Genomic DNA, 16,970 nt, shown 5'->3' with positions numbered 1-16,970 from the left:
CTTTTCGAACGACCCGCCGACGGAGGATTGAGATGCAGCGTCATGCCATCACGTTCCGCGTGAAGGCCGAGAGCGTGGACGCCGTCCGCGAGCTGCTGGCGAACTACGAACCCCCGGAGTGGACGGCGCCGGACGGCACCCGCCTGCTCGGTACCTCGATCTTCCTGAAAGGCGACACGGTCGTCCGCGTGATGGACATCGAGGGCAGCCTGCCCAGCGTCATGGCCCATCTGGCGCAGCAGCCGTCGATCCAGGCGTTGGAGCGGGCGCTCGACCCGCACCTGGCCGAGCCGCGCGACCTCAGTACGCCCGAGGGCGCGCGGGCCTTCTTCGGGGCGGCGATGATGGAGCACGTCACGACCCGGGTCGCGACCTTCGCCGCGGTCGACCGGTGACCAGCTCCCTGCTCGTCACCGGCGCGACCGGCCGGCTCGGCGAGGCAGCCGTCCGGCTACTGGCCGAGCGCGGCGACCGACTCCTGCTGACCGGCCGGAACGCCGAGCGGCTCGCCGAGCTGGAGAAGACGTTCGGCGAGCCCGGGGTCGTCGAGGTGCTCCACGTCGACGTCTCCGATCCGGACGGAGCGCGCCGGGCCGCCGCCCTGGCGGCGGAACGGTTCGACGGGCTGAGCGGCCTGGTGCACCTGGTGGGCACCTTCGACGTCGGTCCACTGATGCTCACCGACGTGGCGGCGTACCAGGCCGTGATGGCGTCCAACTTCTACTCCGCGGTGGTGACCTCCCAAGCCGTCCTGCCGCATCTGACCGACGGCGGGCGGTTGGTGTTCTTCGGCAGCCCGCTCGCGGCCGAACCGATGGGTGGCCTGTCGGCCTACGCGGCGGCGAAGGCCGCGCTCGAGGCCTGGGTCCGGTCGATCTCGCACGAGGTCAAGAAGCGCGGCGTGCACGCGAACCTGGTGTCGCTGACGTTGGTGGACACGCCGGAGATGCGGCGTGAGCGTCCCGGCGTCGTCCTGGACGACACGGTCAGCGACGAGTTGGTCGCGCGTGTGATCGGCTTCCTGACGTCGGAGGCGGCCGACGGGCTGTACGGAAGCGTCGTACCGGTCGTCGGGAAATTCGGCTTCGCCAGCTCGCTGGCGGGCGGCCCACCGGCCGGGCGAGGACCCCGATGAGTTCGCCGGCTCGCATCGTCTTCCTGATCCGGGTCGCCGTCGACCGGCAGGCCGACTTCCTCGCCGCCTACGAGCGGATCCGGTACGCGGTCGCCGACGGCGTACCGGGTCACCTGCGCGACCAGGTCTGCCAGTCGTCGACCGATCCGGAGTCCTGGCTGATCACCAGCGAGTGGCAGAGCCTCGACGACTTCGTCGCCTGGGAGGCCACCGCCGCACACCGCGATCTCGTCGCGCCGATGCGGGCGTGCTTCACCGAGGCGCGGTCGCTCCGATTCCTGGTCCGCGCCGAGACCACCGTCCGCGCCGAGACCACCGCACTTCCGCCATTAGGGAGCCCCACATGACCGAACCGACCACTGCCGCCACCGCGATGACCGACGTCGACCTCCGCACGATCCTGCTCGACGTCGGCCTAGACCCGGACGTGGACGTCGCGGCCGACGCCACCCTGGAGGAGCTGGGCCTGGACTCCCTGGCCCTGCTGGAAGTCGCCACCCGGATCGAGGACCGCTACGGCGTGCGGCTCGACGAGTCGTCGACCCCCGGCCTCTCCCCGACCGCGCTGCGTCAACTCGTCAACTCCCAGCGTCCCGCCTGACCCGAACAGGAGCCTTTCGTGCTGGGCCACACTGAGAACTCGATCGAGATCAACGCGCCCATCGACTTCGTCTGGGCGCAGACCAACGACGTACGCGACTGGCCGCGGCTGTTCTCGGAGTACGCCGCCGCCGAGATCCTCGAGACCGACGGCGACTCGGTCACCTTCCGGCTGACCATGCACCCCGACGAGGAGGGACGCGTGTGGTCGTGGGTGTCCGAGCGCACTCTCGACCGGGAGCGCTACCTCGTGCGGGCGCGGCGGGTGGAGACCGGCCCGTTCGAGTTCATGAACATCACCTGGACCTACGAGCGGCTGGAAGCGGACGTCACCCGGATGGTGTGGGTGCAGGACTTCCAGATGAAACCAAGCGCACCGGTCGACACCGCGGGGATGACCGAGCGCATCAACCAGAACTCGCCGGTGCAGCTGCGGTTGATCAAGGAGAAGGTCGAGGCTCGCCGCCGTGCGGTGGTCGGCTTCGGCGCGGTGCCGTCCAACCGCAGGCGCGGCGGTGACCTCCGTACGCTGGTCGCCCCGGCCAACGTCGGCTCGTCGTCCGGGTTCTGCGGTGCGGTTCGCCTGCAGCCCGGCGAGAGCGTCTCCGAGCACTACCACCCGTACTCGGAGGAGTACCTCTTCGTCGCGTCGGGTGCCCTGCGGGTCGACCTCGACAGCGAGCCGGCCTCGGTGCCGGCCGAGCACGCCCTGCTGATCCCGCGGAACGTGCGACACCGCCTGACGAACGTCTCGGACGTCGAAGCGCTCGTCGTCTTCCAGCTCAGCCCGCTCGCGCCGACCCCCGCCCTGGGGCACGTCGACACCGAGCCGGGCCCGGCGGAGGCGCCCGACCTCGTGGCGGTAACCCGATGAGGCGCGTGGTCGTCACCGGGATCGGTGTCGTCGCGCCCGGTGGACCGCGACGGGAGGAGTTCTGGAACCGGATCGTCGACGGTAAACCGGCGATGCGGCTGATCGACGCGTTCGACCCGACACCGTTCCGTTCGCAGGTCGTCGCGGCCTGCGACTTCGATCCCGCCGCCTACGGGCTGAGCCCGCAGCTGGTGCGCCGCACCGACCGGTTCGGCCAGCTCGCCGTCGCGGCGGCGGACGAGGCGATGGCCGACTCCGGTCTCGACCTGCGCGCGGTGGACCGCGAGCGGATGGGGGTCTGCCTGGGGTCGGCCGTCGGGGCGTCGATCACGCTGGAGGACGAGTACGTCGTCGTGAGTGACCGGGGGCAGAACTGGTACGTCGACCACCGCTACGCCCAGCCGTTCCTCTACCAGGCCCTGGTTCCCTCGAGTGCGGCCACCGAACTGGCCGCACGGTTCGGTGCCCAGGCGCAGGCCGCGGTGATCTCGACCGGCTGCACCTCGGGACTCGACTCGATCGGGCACGCCTATCGGCTCATCCAGGACGACGAGGCCGACGTGATGATCGCCGGTGCGTCCGACGCGCCGATCACCCCGATCTCGGTCGCCTGCTTCGACGCGATCCGGGCCACCACGCCCTATCGCGACGATCCGGCCCAGGCGTCCCGACCGTTCGACGCCGAGCGGCAGGGATTCGTGCTCGGTGAGGGCTCCGCCGTGCTGGTCGTCGAGGAGCTGGGGTCCGCGCTCGCTCGTGGCGCGACGATCTACTGCGAGATCACCGGGTACGCCGCCCGGACCAACGGCTACCACATGACCGGGCTGCGCCCCGACGGCGTGGAGCTCGGCGCCGCCATCAGCGACGTCCTCGGCCAGGCCGGCGTCGCCCCGGACCAGATCGGCTACATCAGCGCGCACGGATCGGGCACCAAACAGAACGACCGGCACGAGACCGCGGCCTACAAGCGCGCGCTCGGAACGGCGGCGTACACCACGCCGATCAGCTCGATCAAGTCCGTGGTCGGGCACTCGCTCGGGGCGATCGGCTCGATCGAGATGGCCGCCTGTGCGCTGGTTCTGCAGCGCGGCGTCGCGCCTCCCACCGCCAACCTCACCACGGCGGATCCGGAGTGCGATCTGGACTACATCCCGCTGGTGGCGCGCGAGGTCGAGGCCCGGCACGCGTTGTCGGCCGGCAGCGGATTCGGCGGCTTCCAGTCGGCGATGCTCTTCTCCCGCCTGGAGGAGGCGGCATGAGCGGCGCCGCTCCACTGATCACCGGGATCGGCGTGGTCGCGCCGACCGGGATCGGCGTCGCCGACCACTGGTCCGCCACGCTGGCGGGCGCGCCCCGGCTGACGCCGATCGACGCCGAGGGCTCCCCGGCGCAACGAGGTCGCCTCGCCGGAACGGTGCCGTCCTTCGACGAACGCGAGTGGGTCGACTCCCGGGTCCTGGTGCAGACCGACCGATGGTCGTGGATGGGGCTGGCGGCGACTCAGCTCGCGCTCACCGATGCGGTCCTCGATCCGGCCGACTGCGACCCGTACGACGTCTCCGTCGTCACCGCGAGCGCATCCGGGGGGAACCTGTTCGGGCAGCGGGAGATCCATGCGCTCTGGCGGGACAGTCCCCGGGCCGTCAGCGCCTACCAGTCGATCGGATGGTTCTACGCCGCGAGCAGCGGTCAGATCTCGATCCGCCACCAGTTGAAGGGTGCCTGCGGCGTGCTCGTCGCGGACGGCGCCGGCGGCATCGACTCCCTGGCCGCCGCCGCGCGCTCGATTCGTCGCGGGGTGGGGGCCGTGGTGGTGGGTGGAACCGAGGCGCCGCTCTCGCCCTACGCGCTGGTGTGCCAGCTGAGCGAGGGCACGCTGAGCAGCCGCACCGATCCGGCCACCGCGTACCGTCCGTTCTCGCCGGACGCCTGCGGCTACGTGCCCGGTGAGGGTGGGGCGATGCTGGTGGTCGAGGACCCGGAGTTCGCCGCGCAGCGTTCGGCACCGGACGCCTACGCCCGACTCCTGGGTACGGCCGCCACCCACGACGCACGCCATCCGACGGACGGACCGGGGGATCACCGGCAGCTGGCGAGAGCCGTCCGGGAAGCGATGCGCCGCGCCGGGTGCGGTCCGGCGGACATCGATGTCGTCTTCGCCGACGGCTGGGGTGACCCCGAGGCCGACCGGGCGGAGCTGCTCGCGCTCCGGGAAGGCCTGGAGGGGTTGCGGGTACCGGTGACGGTGCCGAAGACCCTGACCGGTCGGTTGTGCTCGGGCGGCGCGGCGCTGGACGTGGCGTGGGCTGCGCTCGCGATTCGCCACGGTGTCATTCCGCCGACGGTCAACGTCGATCCGGACACTCGCACGCTGGGCATCGATTTGGTCGACACGCCCCGTGAGGTGTCGCTGCGTCGCATTCTGGTCGTCGCACGCGGAACCGGTGGATTCAATGCGGCCGCTGTAGTGGGCTCTATTTAGCTTTCGCGTTCAGATGCCGACGGCACCGATATTTCGGTGCCGTCGGCGTCGTCATGTGGTAATGGCTTGCTCGGCAATTACGGACCGTGAGTCGAGTGATCTTCCACATTGTCGTGGGAATTGTCAGTGAATCCGCTGTTAGAGTCGCGGCAGCGGAGGTGATCATGGGGGTCCTGACGTTTTTCTCTGCCGTGGCCGCGAGTTCGGGTCTGGATGGCCTCAGGCCTAGTGGAAGTAGAAGTAGACAGCACTCGGCGGCGGTCGCGGTCGACGCCGAACGCCGGCGCGTAGCACGTGAGCTGCACGACGTGATCGGCCACCACCTCGCGGTCATCGGATTGCAGGCTCGCCGGTTCGCGGCTGACGAACGTTCCGGTAGCGCCGCGCGGAACATCGACGAGCTGGCGCGCTTGGCGGCCGAGGATCTTCGTCGCATGGTGCGTCCGCCGGCCGACCGGGAAGGTGACGAACCTGGCCCGGCCTGAGCCGGATCGCTCCGAAGGTCGGATCGGCGACAGCTCTCCGTGTACCAATTCCGCACCATCAATTGATGCATTCGTCTTGCTCGGCCCGGGCGCTCAGCGCCCGGGCCTCCTCGGCGTTTCGCTGAATTGACCTGACGCGCTCTGTGAAAACTCTGGGTGAAAGTGGGGATTCACAGCTACGTCACGACGACCTCCGCAATCTGGGGAGGCCCTACTTGGGCCGTCGCTGGTTTGCCCGGATCGAGAGGAGAGAAGCACGTGCTGATCGTCTCGCTAGTTCCTATTCGAAGTATTTCTTCCGGTTTGGTCTGGTTGATACGTGAAAGGAGTCGCCGAAAGGCGGAGGCCGCCGTGGAAATGGCGCGTCGGCGGATGGCGCAAGAGGTGCAGAGCGTCATCGATTCCCGACTTGTCGCGATCGGCGAAGAGGCACGCCGGCTCGCTGCGGACGACGTGGCCGCCGGGGCGGCGCGCAGCATCGACGAACTGGCCCGAGTGGCGGTGCGCGACCTCCGGCGCATCGTTCCGGTCCCGGAGCCCGCCGCGGAGTCCTGCCTGACGGTCGCCGAGCGGCCGGTGGGGGAGCGCCTGTCGACGGAGATCGCCGGCATCCTCGACCTGCTGCCACCGGGTGCCGTCCGGGTCTGCTTCACCGGCATCAACCGCGAACCGCGTCTACCGCCCGCGCTGCGGCGCGCGGCGGTCCGGGTGTTCCAGGAGGGAACCACCAATGCGCTCAAGTACGGCACCGGAACCGTCCAGGTGAACGTGGCGTTCGGCAGCCAGCTGGTTCTGACCCTCACCAACGACGTGCCGCGACGGGTACCGGAGGTGGCCGGGAGCGGCGCCGGCCTGATCAACCTGCGGGAACGGCTGGCCGAGCTCGGCGGTCGGCTCACGGTGTCCGATGCGGACGCCGAACGATTCCGGATTCGTGCCGTGCTGCCGCTTCGCGGGACACGGGGGTCGGACGGCGCATCCGCGGGGGCTGCGTCGCACGACCGGGCTGGGTGCGTGGTGCCGGTGCGGCGGCCGCACTGGTGAGCGGCGACCGATCGGACGACGTCCGGCTGCTGATCGTCGACGACCAGCCGCTGGTACGGCGCGGATTGCGGTCCCTGTTCGTCGGCGAGAGCGGGATCGACGTGATCGGTGAGGCGGTCGACGGTGCCGACGCGGTGTACCAAGTCGGTCGGCAACGTCCGGACGTGGTGCTGATGGACGTCAACATGCCGCGGATGGACGGGCTGGAGGCGACCCGGCGAATCTGCGCCGCGGGCCCGGACGCACCCGGGGTCATCATCCTCACCGTCTACGACGACGACGAGACGCTCTTCGACGCCCTGCGAGCCGGCGCGGCCGGGTTCGTCCTCAAGGACGCACCGACCGAGAAGGTGGTGGAGGCGATCCAGGTGGTCGCGGCCGGGGAGGCGCTGCTCTCTCCCCGGGCGACGCGGCGATTGGTGCGCGCGTTCGCCAGACGTCCACTGGTGGGCACGGCGCAGGCCCGTCCCCGCGTCGCGCTGACGCAGCGGGAGCACGACGTCCTGGACCTCGTCGTTCAGGGACACAGCAACGAGGAGATCGCGGAGCTGCTCTTCCTGGCCGAGAGCACGATCAAGTCCCACCTGCAGAGTCTCTACCGCAAGCTCGGCGCGCGCGATCGGGCGCACGTGGTGATCTACGCCTACGAGCACGGCCTGGTGGACCGGGGACGTCCTCCCGCAGGAGGAACCGGCGATCCTCCGGGAGGCGGGTCCGGTCGGGCCACGGGCGGGAGACGGCCACCGCACGGATCCCTAGCGTCGGGGGTGACCGCCGATCCGCGATAGCTAGGAGCTGTGCATGGCCGACCGCATCCTGATCGTGGCGCGCCTGACGCCCGGCCGGCGCGACGACGTCGCCGATCGTTTCGCAGCCTCGGACGAGACCGAACTGCCGCACGCGCTGGGCGTGGTGCGGCGCGATCTGTACACGTATCACGACCTCTATTTCCATGCCGTGGAGTTCGCCGGGCCGAGCGACGAGGCGATGGAGGCCGCCCGCGATCGGGACGACTTCCGGCGGTTGAGCCGGGAACTCGACCCGTTCGTGTCGCCGTTCGACCCGGCCACCTGGCGGAGCCCGAAAGACGCCATGGCGACGCGGTTCTACAGCTGGACGCAGGCGACGGGGGTCGAGCTGCCGTGACGCTCTCGATACCGGTACCTGCCCCGCCGTCCGCCCGCACCGCGCCGGAGTGGCAGCAGTGCCCGAGCTGCCGCACCACGCTGTACGGCCGGCGGCTGGTCAGGGAACGCTACGTCTGCCCCGACTGCGGGCACCACCTGCGGATCGGGGTGGACGACCGGGTCGAGCAGCTGCTCGACCCGGGCTCCTGGCGTCCGGCCGAGCGGCAGCCGGTCGGCGGCGACCCGCTCGGGTTCGTCGACTCGCGCCCCTATCCGCAGCGGTTGGACGACGCCCGTCGTCGGAGCGGGCGGCCGGACGCCGTCTGCTACGGGTTCGGCCAGGTGGACGGGCACGACGTCGTGCTCGCGGTGATGGACTTCTCGTTCCTCGGCGGCAGCATGGGCAGCGCGGTGGGGGAGGCGATCGTCCGTGCCGCCGAGGACGCCCGGAGCTCCCGCACGCCGCTCGTCCTCGTCGTCGCCTCGGGTGGTGCGCGGATGCAGGAAGGCGCGCTCTCCCTCATGCAGATGGCCAAGACCGCTCAGGCCATGCGGCGGTTGCACGAGGACGGCGTGCTGAGTGTCGCGATCCTGACCGATCCGACGTTCGGCGGCGTCACGGCTTCGTTCGCGACGCTCGCCGACGTTCTGATCGGAGAGCAGGGCGCGCACATCGGCTTCGCCGGGCCGCGGGTGATCGCCAACGCGACCAGGGAGCGCCTGCCGGAGGGCTTCCAGACGGCCGAGTACCTGCTGGGTGCCGGTCTGCTGGATCGGGTCGAGTCGCGGCGCGAGTTGCGCTCACTGCTCGGTCGCGTTCTCGACCTGGCCGGCGGGCGCCCGACCGCCTGCCTGGGCCACCCCGACGTGGTGGTCGGCGACCCGGCCGCGGTCGACACGGGGGAATCGGCGGCCGAGACGCTGCAGCTGGCTCGCGACGTCCGCCGGCCCACCACGCTCGACTACGTCGGCCGCATCTGTGACGACTGGCTGGAGCTGCACGGTGACCGGCTGGGCGACGACGACCCCGCGATCGTCGGCGGTCTGGCCTCGATCGCGGGGCACCGGATCGTCCTGCTGGGACATCAGAAGGGGCACGACACGGCCGAACGGGTGGCGAGGAACTTCGGCATGGCCGGTCCGGCCGGCTACCGCAAGGCGCTGCGCCTGATGCGGCTCGCGGAGCGGCTCGGGCTCCCCGTCGTCACGCTGGTCGACACCCAGGGCGCGGCGCCGGGCATCGACGCGGAGCGGTACGGACAGTCCTGGGCGATCGCCGAGTGCATCGCCGGCATGGCACGGCTGGAGACGCCGGTGCTGAGCGTCGTCATCGGGGAGGGCGGTAGCGGAGGAGCCCTCGCGCTGGCCACGGCGAACCAGGTCTTCGCGCTCTCCAACGCCTGCTACTCGGTCATCAGCCCGGAGAGCTGCTCGACGATTCTCTACGGCGACCCTTCCCACGGCCCTCGAATGGCCGAGGCGCTGCGCCTGACCGCCCCGGAACAGCTGCGGCTCGGCATCGTGGACGGAGTCGTGCCCGAGCCCGACGGCGGCACGCAGAGCGATCCGGCCACCGCCGCGGCCCGCCTCAAGGACGCGATCCTCGGCGGCCTGGCCAGAATGGCGCCGCTGTCGGCCGCCCAACTCCGGGACCAGCGCCACAACCGGTTCCGTGCACTGGGGGTCGTCGATGACTGAGCGGGAGGAGCTCCTGGGCCCGGCGAGCGACGCCGACGGGCTGCGGGTACTGCGCGAGGAGGTCAGCAGCCTGGTCAAGACCATCCCGGGCCCGGTGGCCAGCATCGCGCTGCGTCGCGGTGACTGCTCGGTCGAGGTCACCTGGGCCTCGGGTGCGGCCTCGGGTGCGGCGGCGGCGCCGCTGGCGGTGCCCGCCCCGTCGTCCGGCGCAGCGTCGGATCTGCCCGACGATCCGTCGCCTGCCGTCGCCGATCCCTCGCTGAGCCAGGTGGTGGCGCCGTTGGTCGGCACGTTCTACCAGGCGCCCGAGCCCGGTGCCGCGCCGTTCGTCCGGGAGGGTGACCGAGTGGCGCCGGGTGACACGATCGGGATCGTCGAGGCGATGAAGCTGATGAACCCGATCCACCCGACCGAGGCCGGCACGGTCGTCGAGGTCCTCGTCGCCGATGGCGCGTCGGTGGAGTACGGCCAGCCGCTCGTCACGCTCCGGGTGGACGCGCCGTGACGCTGAGCGGGCCGCGTCCGATCGGGACGGTGCTGATCGCCAACCGGGGTGAGATCGCGCTGCGGATCGCCCGGACCTGTCGTGAGCTGGGGATCCGTACCGTCGCGGTGTACTCGACCGTCGATCGGGACAGCGCGGTGGTCGAGTACGCCGACGCGGCGGTGGCGATCGGCCCCGGCCCTGCCAGGCAGAGCTACCTCTACGCGCCGAGCATTCTGGAGGCCGCCGTCGCGCACGGGGTGGACGCGATCCACCCCGGGTACGGGTTCCTCTCCGAGGACCCGGACTTCGCGCAGGCCTGCGCCGAGCTGGGGATCGGATTCGTCGGACCGTCGCCGTCGGTCATGCACGCGCTCGGGGACAAGGCCGAGGCCAGGGCATTGATGGTCGCGGCCGGTCTGCCGGTGCTGCCCGGCAGCGACGGGGCGGTCCGCACCGCATCCGACGCCCAGCGGGTCGCCGACCGGATCGGGTACCCCCTGGTGATCAAGGCGGTCGCCGGGGGCGGCGGACGGGGCATCGCGGTCGTGCACCACGCCGCCGACCTGATCGAGACCTTCCGGCGCACCAGCGCGTTCGCCCGGCAGGTGTTCGGCAACGGCGCGGTCTACCTCGAACGGTTCGTGTCGAGCGCCCGGCACGTCGAGGTCCAGCTGCTCTGCGACGAGCACGGCACCGCGGTGCACCTGGGCGAACGGGACTGCTCGCTGCAGCGGCGCAACCAGAAGCTGGTGGAGGAGTCGCCCGCTCCGGCGCTGCCCGAGGAGGTCCGGGCCGCCGTCGGCGAGTACGCGGTGCGAGCCGCCCGGCACCTCGGCTACGTCGGCGCCGGCACGATGGAACTGCTCGTCGGGCCCGCGGGCGACGTCACGTTCATGGAGATCAACGCCCGGATCCAGGTGGAACACCCGGTGACCGAGGTGTGCACCGGGGTGGACCTCGTCCGCGAGCAGCTGCGCATCGCCGCGGGACTCACTCTGCCGTTCACCCAGGACGACATCGAGCCGCGGGGCGCCGCGATCGAGTGCCGGGTCAACGCGGAGGACACCGAGGCCGGCTTCCGCCCGACCCCCGGGCTGCTCGAACGGTTCCGGCCGCCGAGCGGGCCGGGCATCCGGGTGGACTCCGGGTTCAGGGAGGGCGATCGGGTGCCTCCGACCTACGACTCGCTGATCGCGAAGCTGATCGTCTGGGCGCCCGACCGGGAGCAAGCGATCGCCCGGACCGAACGAGCGCTGGCCGAGTTCGTGGTCGAGGGGCCCGGCGTGCGCACCACGATCCCGCTGCTGCGTCGGCTGGTCACCCATCCGTCGTTCGTCGCAGCGACGCACTCGACGCGGTTCGTGGACGAGTACATGGCCGGCCGGGAGCCGACCGTCTGGGCGGCGGAGTCCGCTCCGGTCGCCTGACCGCACCGGCGAGGCAGCCGCCGTGGGGTGCCGCCCGACAACCGGGCGGCACCCCACGGCCTTTGCTGCATCAGCCATGGCGCAGCGCGGCCGGCACCGGCGCGTCGGTGGTGGGTTCTTCCGATTCGGTCGGCGCGTCGTCCGGCCGGTCGGGGACGAGCGGCGACGGCGGCACCCGGAGGATCCGGGCGGCCCAGACCGGCAGCCACCAGTTCCACCGGCCCATCATCGCCACGGTCGCCGGCACCAGTACCGACCGGATCAGCGTGGCGTCGATCAGAATGCCCAGCGCCAGGCCGGTGGCGAACACCGAGACGTCCAGCTCGCCGCCCATGGCCATCGAGGCGAACGAGAAGAACAGGATCAGCGCCGCGGCGGTCACCAAGCGCCCGGTGCGCCCCACGCCGTTGACGACGGCGCGCCGGGTGGAGCCGGTCCGGTCGTACTCCTCCCGCATCCGGGACAGGATGAACACCTCGTAGTCCATCGACAGTCCGTACAGGAACGCGAAGATCGTCACCGGGACGAACGATCCGATCGAACCGTCCGGCTGGATTCCGAGCACGGCCTCGGTGCCCCAGCCCCACTGCCACAGGATCACCATCGCGCCGAGCACCGCGCCCAGCGACAGCAGGTTGAGCACGATCGCCTTGAGCGGGATGAGCAGCGAGCGGAACGCCCGCGCCAGCACGACGAACGTCACCAGCGCCACCAGGGCGAGCATCCACGGGATCATCGAGTAGGTGGCGTCCAGGTACTCGATCTGCTGGGTGATGTTGCCGCCGACCATCACCCCGTCCGGAACGGTCGCCACGACCTGCGAGATCGTCTCCCGGCCTGCCGGGTCGCCGCCTTCGTGGACCGGTAGGACGGCGAGGATCGACGAGCCGTCCCGGTTGGCCGGTGAGGTGGCGACGGCGTGCACGCCGTCGACGTCCGCGAGGGAGTCGGACACCGCGGCGACGTCCTGTCCCGGCGGGACGTAGACCTCGAACGACGTGAGCACACCGCGCGGTACGTCGGCCCGGTCCAGGGTGAGCAGCGCGTCATAGCCCGGCCCCGACGTGCTCAGGTTCTCGGTGACCGGGACGTTGAGGTTGAGGTTGGTGGCGATCAGGCAGAGGCCGCCCAGGATCGCCGTGGTCACCAGCGCGGCCGGCCAGCGGAACCGGACGGCCAGCCGCGCCCACCCGGTCCACGTCCGGCTGGCCGCTTCCTCCCGCTCGTCCAGGCCGCGCTTGCGGCGCAGCCGACGTCCGTAGCGCTCGAGCAGCACGGGCAGCAGCACCAGCGTCACCAGCGCACTGGACGCCGTCACCAACATGCCGCCGACGCCGAGGCTGCGCAGCAGCGGAATCGGGAGGACCAGCATCATCACCAGGCCGAAGGCCACCGCGAGACTGCTGAAGACGACGGCGTGGCCGGCGGTGGCCATAGCACGGTGCACCGCTTCGGCGTCGTCCTGGTCACGGGCGTGCTCCTCCCGCCATCGGGTCACGAGGATCAGCGCGTAGTCGATCGCGATCCCGATGCCGAACAACGGCAGCATGATCACCGTGGTCTCGTGGATGGTGACGAACGGGCTCACCACGAGCAGGCCGAGGAACGAGATCGGAATGGCCACGAAGGCCACCAGCAGCGGCACGAACGCGAGCGAGGACCGGAAGATCCAGATCAGCACGGCCAGCGCCGCGACGATCGTGATCGCCAGTTTGATCGGGACGTTCAGACCGCCGGCGTCGGTGCCGGTCGCGAGCGAGTCGAGCCCGGTCACCTGCACTCGGCTGCCCAGCGGCAGCTCCGCGGTCATCGCGTCGGTGAGCGCCTCGTGGATCTGGGTGCCTTCGCCGAGCGCGCTCCCCGGTAGGCCGCCCACCTCGGCGGTCGGTGGGTACACCAAGCCGAACGTCACCCGGCCGTCGTCGCCGACGAAGCCCGGGTCGGCCGCGTCGGCGTAGGAGACCGTGCGACCACCGGCGACCGTGGCCGCACGGTCGAACGCCGCGTCGAGCGCGGCTCGGACGCCCGGTGAGTCGACCGTCGTGCCGTCGGCCAGGGTGACCACCGGAACCAGCGGCCGCTCGTACCCGCCGGCGGCGCTCACCTGCTCGATCTTCTGGTTGGCCCGATAGCTGTCCAGGCCGGGGTACTCGTTGCGCTCCGACACCGACGGAAGCACCAGTGCGATCGACGCCCCGCCGATGGCGAGGAGGAGCGCGATCATCGCGGTCATCAAGCGCCGGTGTCCCAGCACCATTCTCGAGAAGCTCTCCATTGCACCAGCGCACCAGCCGGGTCTTCAGCCGCTCTGGGGCCGGACTGGGGAAACTCTGTGGACCTGTGGACCCGACGGTCGAACTGGTCGGTTTCGGCCAGACTGGGGTCGTGAAGACGGATCCTCGCATCCTGGTGGTGGACGACGAGCGCTATCTCGCCGACCTCGTGGCGACCGCGTTGCGCTACGAGAACTTCCGCACCGAGGTCGCGTACAACGGGCGCGACGCGGTCGCGGCCGTCGGAGACTTCGATCCCCACCTCATCGTGCTCGACGTCGTCCTGCCGGACTTCTCCGGCATCGACGTGTGCCGTCAACTGAGGCAGCGTGGGTGCACGGCCCCGGTGGTCTTCCTGACCGCGCGGGACGCGACGGAAGACAAGGTCAACGGGCTGTCCATCGGTGGAGACGATTACGTCACGAAGCCGTTCAGCATCGAGGAGCTGGTGGCGCGGATCCGGGCGGTGCTCCGCCGCGCCCAGCAGGTCCGCAGCGGCGCCGTGCTCACCTTCGCCGATCTGGAGATCGACGACAGCGCTTACGTCGTGCGTCGCCAGGGCCAGGTGATCGACCTGACCCCGACCGAGTTCCGGCTCCTGCACCTGCTGGTCGCGAACGCCGGCCGCGTGCTGTCGAAGGGCCAGATCCGATCGCACGTCTGGGAGTACGACTTCGGCGGCAACGACGGCAACGTGCAGACGTACATCTCCTACCTCCGGCGCAAGGTCGACGCCTTCGATCCGCCGCTGATCCACACGGTCCCGCGAGTCGGCTACGTGGTCCGGATGCCGGACGCGGTCGCCGGCCACGTGCGTACGCCGGACGCCTGATGTCCCTGCGGGCTCGCCTGGTCCTCACCGTGATGACGATGGTGACGTTGGGCCTCTTCGTGATGGTCGGCGCGATCTTCGGAGCGCTGCAGGACCTCCGGAGCGATCAGACCGACGACGTGATGGCCGCGGTCGCTCGCGAGGCGGACCGCGCGACCGGGCAGTCGGACGCGCAGCTGCTGGACCACCTCGTGCCGGCGGACCGCGTCGGCCCGGTGTGGCCCCGGTTGGCGGAGGCGGGCGACGTCCCGTCGTTCTACCAGCTGCGGGACGCCGAGGGGCGGGTCGTGGACACGGTCGCGTTCGGAGCCGAGCCGGACCTCGACGACGAGCTGCCGAGCGAGCTGCGCCCGGCGGCGCCGACCGTGGACGATCCCGGTGGTGCGCGGCTGGCCGAACGAGGCTCGACTCCGCACTGGCGGCTGCTGGCCACGCGCGTGAACGGACGCGACACCGTGCTGGTGCTGGGGATGCGCACCGACGTCGCCGACGAGTTCGCCGCACGGGTCCGTAACACCGCGCTGATCACCGGTGCTGCGGTGCTGATCGGGCTGGCGTTGCTGTCGCTGCGGACGGTGCGCTCGGCACTGCGTCCGCTGGACGAGATCGAGGCGACCGCCGCCGCCATCGGCGCAGGCGACCTGACGTCCCGGGTGCCCACCGCCGACGCCCGCACGGAGGTGGGGCGGCTGGGGCAGGCGCTGAACGCGATGCTCGGCCAGGTCGAGGCGGCGTTCGAAGCACGCAGACGCTCGGAGGAGCGGCTCCGGCGGTTCGTCGCGGACGCGTCGCACGAGCTACGGACACCGATCGCGACCGTGCGGGGCTACGCCGAGCTGTTCCGCCGCGGTGCGTCCAGCCGCCCGGCCGACCTGGCGGACGTCCTGCTCCGGATCGAGTCGGAGGCGACTCGGATGGGGCATCTGGTCGACGAGCTGTTGCTCCTGGCCCGGCTCGACCAGGGCCGCCCGCTCGGCCGCGAGCCGGTGGACCTGGTCGCGCTGGTCGATCGTTCGGTCGCCGACGCCGGCGCGGTCGACGCCGACCGGGCGATCATCGTCGAGGCGGACGGCGCGGTGCTGGTCGAGGGCGACTCGGCACGGCTGCGTCAGGTGCTCGACAACCTGCTCGCGAACGTCCGCCTGCACACGCCGCCGGGCACACCGGCGACGGTCCGGGTGACGACCGAGCACGCCACGGCCGTGGTGGAGGTGTCCGACGCGGGTCCGGGTATCTCTTCCGAACTGCGCGAGCGGGTGTTCGAACGGTTCTTCCGGGGCGCCGAGGCCGCCCGTTCGGCCACCGACGGGGGCTCGGGGCTCGGGCTCTCGATCGTCGCCGCCGTCGTCGAGGCGCACGGTGGACGGGTGAGTGCCGGAACCTCAACCACCGGCGGCGCACGGGTACGCATGGAGCTGCCGCGCTCGCGGGCCACCGCGGACCCCGACGATCGGGCGGTCACGGGGGATCGGGGCCCGGCGGGTTGAGGCTGTGTGCCAGACGGCTGACCTCGCCCACGTCGGCGACGTCCACCTGGCCACGGAGCAGCAACGCGCCGTTGCCCCAGGTCAGGATGTAGGTCATGCCGGTCTGGAAGACGCCACGGTTGCCGTGGTGCCAGGCGCGCTTGCCGCCCGCGGTGGCGCGGCGGGCGATCTCGTTGGCCGCGTCCGGGTCGAACGCCTCGGTCACGTGCAGCGCCGGTGACGGAACGGTCCCGTTGGTCACTCGGGTACCCGGCGGGACGTAGACGCACCGGCGGGTGTTCGGTACGTCCGACGCGACCGGGACGAACTCGACCGGCGATCCCAGCGCCCGGGCCGCCTGGGCCGGCGTGATCAGGCAGGCCGCCTCGCCGGCGGACGCGTTCGCCGAGCGGGGGAGCTCGAGGACCTCCAGCCTCTTCACCCGGCGTCCACGGGGGGTCCGGTGCAGCCGGATCCGCGCTCCGGCCACCACGCGCGCGTAATCCGCCGGGCTGACCGGCGTACCGGCGATCCGGCCCGGGCGGCCGTCGTCGACGGCGATCCAGTGGTGCTTGGTCGCGTCGTCCTCGCCGCTGTAGAGGATTCTCCGTTCCAGGACGCGCCCTTCGACCACCTCGGTGCGGGCGTAGTCGAGCAGGAAGCGCAGAGCCACGAGGTAAGCGAGAACGACCAGGACGACGATCGCCGTGGTCGCGGTGGCCCGCCACTCCGGCGGGAACAGGCCGACGAACAACAGGACTGCCGCGATGTTGGAGCCGACCCAGACGAACAGCAGACCGCTCCACAGCCCGGACCGCGGGCGGTAGCTGGTGGCCGAGCCGTACCGCACCTCTCTGCCGTCGACGACGGAGCGGCGTCGCGCTCGGGCTCGCCGCGCGTCCCGCCCGCCCTCCACGACCGCGACGCCGATCAACGCGAGCGCAGCTACCCACGCGCCGATCTCCGCGAGCAACGCCACGAGCGCATTGTCCACCCTCGACGCCACGGCACCAGCGCCCTCGCCCGTGGACGTGTCCACC

18 protein-coding genes are annotated in these 16,970 nt (G+C 71.2%); 16 read left to right on the top strand and 2 right to left on the bottom strand.

The window, feature by feature from the left end:
• The first annotated feature begins 32 nt into the window (after nucleotides 1–32).
• From ABEB28_RS03825 to ABEB28_RS03760, 14 genes are all read left to right on the top strand, one after another.
• The gene (locus ABEB28_RS03825) at nucleotides 33–395 is read left to right on the top strand and encodes a SchA/CurD-like domain-containing protein (RefSeq protein WP_345726535.1); all 363 of its coding nucleotides are present in this window, start codon (nucleotides 33–35) and stop codon (nucleotides 393–395) included.
• Complete coding sequence (locus tag ABEB28_RS03820; protein ID WP_345726534.1) at nucleotides 392–1,135, top strand: SDR family oxidoreductase; 744 nt, start codon at nucleotides 392–394, stop codon at nucleotides 1,133–1,135. Before ABEB28_RS03825 ends, ABEB28_RS03820 begins: the two co-directional genes overlap by 4 nt.
• Nucleotides 1,132–1,482 carry an antibiotic biosynthesis monooxygenase family protein gene (locus tag ABEB28_RS03815; protein ID WP_345726533.1) on the top strand — a complete coding sequence of 117 codons (351 nt, stop codon included), beginning with the start codon at nucleotides 1,132–1,134 and terminating at the stop codon, nucleotides 1,480–1,482. Before ABEB28_RS03820 ends, ABEB28_RS03815 begins: the two co-directional genes overlap by 4 nt.
• The gene (locus ABEB28_RS03810) at nucleotides 1,479–1,736 is read left to right on the top strand and encodes an acyl carrier protein (protein WP_345726532.1); all 258 of its coding nucleotides are present in this window, start codon (nucleotides 1,479–1,481) and stop codon (nucleotides 1,734–1,736) included. The genes ABEB28_RS03815 and ABEB28_RS03810 overlap by 4 nt, the downstream gene beginning before the upstream one ends.
• Nucleotides 1,737–1,754: 18 nt before the next feature.
• Nucleotides 1,755–2,609 (top strand): cupin domain-containing protein, encoded by an 855-nt coding sequence (locus ABEB28_RS03805; protein WP_345726531.1) that lies wholly within the window; start codon nucleotides 1,755–1,757, stop codon nucleotides 2,607–2,609.
• Complete coding sequence (locus ABEB28_RS03800; RefSeq protein ID WP_345726530.1) at nucleotides 2,606–3,868, top strand: beta-ketoacyl-[acyl-carrier-protein] synthase family protein; 1,263 nt, start codon at nucleotides 2,606–2,608, stop codon at nucleotides 3,866–3,868. The genes ABEB28_RS03805 and ABEB28_RS03800 overlap by 4 nt, the downstream gene beginning before the upstream one ends.
• Nucleotides 3,865–5,091, top strand: coding sequence for a beta-ketoacyl synthase N-terminal-like domain-containing protein (locus ABEB28_RS03795; RefSeq protein WP_345726529.1), 1,227 nt, complete (start codon nucleotides 3,865–3,867; stop codon nucleotides 5,089–5,091). The genes ABEB28_RS03800 and ABEB28_RS03795 overlap by 4 nt, the downstream gene beginning before the upstream one ends.
• A gap of 95 nt (nucleotides 5,092–5,186) precedes the next feature.
• Nucleotides 5,187–5,576 carry a histidine kinase gene (locus tag ABEB28_RS03790; RefSeq protein WP_345726528.1) on the top strand — a complete coding sequence of 130 codons (390 nt, stop codon included), beginning with the start codon at nucleotides 5,187–5,189 and terminating at the stop codon, nucleotides 5,574–5,576.
• Between the two features lie 372 nt (nucleotides 5,577–5,948).
• Nucleotides 5,949–6,620 (top strand): sensor histidine kinase, encoded by a 672-nt coding sequence (locus ABEB28_RS03785; RefSeq protein ID WP_345726527.1) that lies wholly within the window; start codon nucleotides 5,949–5,951, stop codon nucleotides 6,618–6,620.
• Nucleotides 6,617–7,408 (top strand): response regulator, encoded by a 792-nt coding sequence (locus ABEB28_RS03780; protein ID WP_345726526.1) that lies wholly within the window; start codon nucleotides 6,617–6,619, stop codon nucleotides 7,406–7,408. Before ABEB28_RS03785 ends, ABEB28_RS03780 begins: the two co-directional genes overlap by 4 nt.
• Before the next feature lie 13 nt (nucleotides 7,409–7,421).
• Complete coding sequence (locus ABEB28_RS03775; protein ID WP_345726525.1) at nucleotides 7,422–7,766, top strand: TcmI family type II polyketide cyclase; 345 nt, start codon at nucleotides 7,422–7,424, stop codon at nucleotides 7,764–7,766.
• Entirely contained in the window at nucleotides 7,763–9,445 is a 1,683-nt protein-coding gene (gene accA / locus ABEB28_RS03770) for an acetyl-CoA carboxylase carboxyl transferase subunit alpha (RefSeq protein ID WP_345726524.1), read from the top strand. Before ABEB28_RS03775 ends, accA begins: the two co-directional genes overlap by 4 nt.
• Nucleotides 9,438–9,950: an acetyl-CoA carboxylase biotin carboxyl carrier protein gene (locus tag ABEB28_RS03765; protein WP_345726523.1), complete on the top strand. Its 513-nt coding sequence runs from the start codon at nucleotides 9,438–9,440 to the stop codon at nucleotides 9,948–9,950. The genes accA and ABEB28_RS03765 overlap by 8 nt, the downstream gene beginning before the upstream one ends.
• Nucleotides 9,947–11,359 carry an acetyl-CoA carboxylase biotin carboxylase subunit gene (locus ABEB28_RS03760; RefSeq protein ID WP_345726522.1) on the top strand — a complete coding sequence of 471 codons (1,413 nt, stop codon included), beginning with the start codon at nucleotides 9,947–9,949 and terminating at the stop codon, nucleotides 11,357–11,359. The genes ABEB28_RS03765 and ABEB28_RS03760 overlap by 4 nt, the downstream gene beginning before the upstream one ends.
• Before the next feature lie 70 nt (nucleotides 11,360–11,429).
• Here ABEB28_RS03760 and ABEB28_RS03755 read toward each other — a convergent pair whose 3' ends face one another.
• Nucleotides 11,430–13,634 (bottom strand): MMPL family transporter, encoded by a 2,205-nt coding sequence (locus ABEB28_RS03755; RefSeq protein WP_345726521.1) that lies wholly within the window; start codon nucleotides 13,632–13,634, stop codon nucleotides 11,430–11,432.
• Nucleotides 13,635–13,744: 110 nt separating this feature from the next.
• Here ABEB28_RS03755 and ABEB28_RS03750 point away from each other — a divergent pair, with 110 nt between their 5' ends.
• Nucleotides 13,745–14,464: a response regulator transcription factor gene (locus ABEB28_RS03750; RefSeq protein ID WP_345726520.1), complete on the top strand. Its 720-nt coding sequence runs from the start codon at nucleotides 13,745–13,747 to the stop codon at nucleotides 14,462–14,464.
• Nucleotides 14,464–15,951, top strand: coding sequence for a sensor histidine kinase (locus tag ABEB28_RS03745; RefSeq protein WP_345726519.1), 1,488 nt, complete (start codon nucleotides 14,464–14,466; stop codon nucleotides 15,949–15,951). The genes ABEB28_RS03750 and ABEB28_RS03745 overlap by 1 nt, the downstream gene beginning before the upstream one ends.
• Here the strand turns inward: ABEB28_RS03745 and ABEB28_RS03740 are convergent.
• Nucleotides 15,923–16,909 carry a hypothetical protein gene (locus tag ABEB28_RS03740; protein WP_345726518.1) on the bottom strand — a complete coding sequence of 329 codons (987 nt, stop codon included), beginning with the start codon at nucleotides 16,907–16,909 and terminating at the stop codon, nucleotides 15,923–15,925. The two genes, ABEB28_RS03745 and ABEB28_RS03740, sit on opposite strands and share 29 nt — an antisense overlap.
• Between the last annotated feature and the right edge of the window lie 61 nt (nucleotides 16,910–16,970).

This window comes from Cryptosporangium minutisporangium (assembly GCF_039536245.1).
GTDB lineage: Bacteria > Actinomycetota > Actinomycetes > Mycobacteriales > Cryptosporangiaceae > Cryptosporangium > Cryptosporangium minutisporangium.
The sequence above is the reverse complement of the archived record's forward strand: the minus strand, read 5'-3'. Positions and strand labels throughout refer to the sequence as shown.

Coding starts and splice junctions, on each gene's coding strand:
- ABEB28_RS03745 (WP_345726519.1), top strand. CDS start 14,464: ATGTCCCTGCGGGCTCGCCTGGTCCTCACCGTGATGACGATGGTGACG.
- ABEB28_RS03755 (WP_345726521.1), bottom strand. CDS start 13,634: ATGGAGAGCTTCTCGAGAATGGTGCTGGGACACCGGCGCTTGATGACC.
- ABEB28_RS03775 (WP_345726525.1), top strand. CDS start 7,422: ATGGCCGACCGCATCCTGATCGTGGCGCGCCTGACGCCCGGCCGGCGC.
- ABEB28_RS03800 (WP_345726530.1), top strand. CDS start 2,606: ATGAGGCGCGTGGTCGTCACCGGGATCGGTGTCGTCGCGCCCGGTGGA.
- ABEB28_RS03765 (WP_345726523.1), top strand. CDS start 9,438: ATGACTGAGCGGGAGGAGCTCCTGGGCCCGGCGAGCGACGCCGACGGG.
- ABEB28_RS03825 (WP_345726535.1), top strand. CDS start 33: ATGCAGCGTCATGCCATCACGTTCCGCGTGAAGGCCGAGAGCGTGGAC.
- ABEB28_RS03810 (WP_345726532.1), top strand. CDS start 1,479: ATGACCGAACCGACCACTGCCGCCACCGCGATGACCGACGTCGACCTC.
- ABEB28_RS03785 (WP_345726527.1), top strand. CDS start 5,949: ATGGCGCAAGAGGTGCAGAGCGTCATCGATTCCCGACTTGTCGCGATC.
- ABEB28_RS03795 (WP_345726529.1), top strand. CDS start 3,865: ATGAGCGGCGCCGCTCCACTGATCACCGGGATCGGCGTGGTCGCGCCG.
- ABEB28_RS03815 (WP_345726533.1), top strand. CDS start 1,132: ATGAGTTCGCCGGCTCGCATCGTCTTCCTGATCCGGGTCGCCGTCGAC.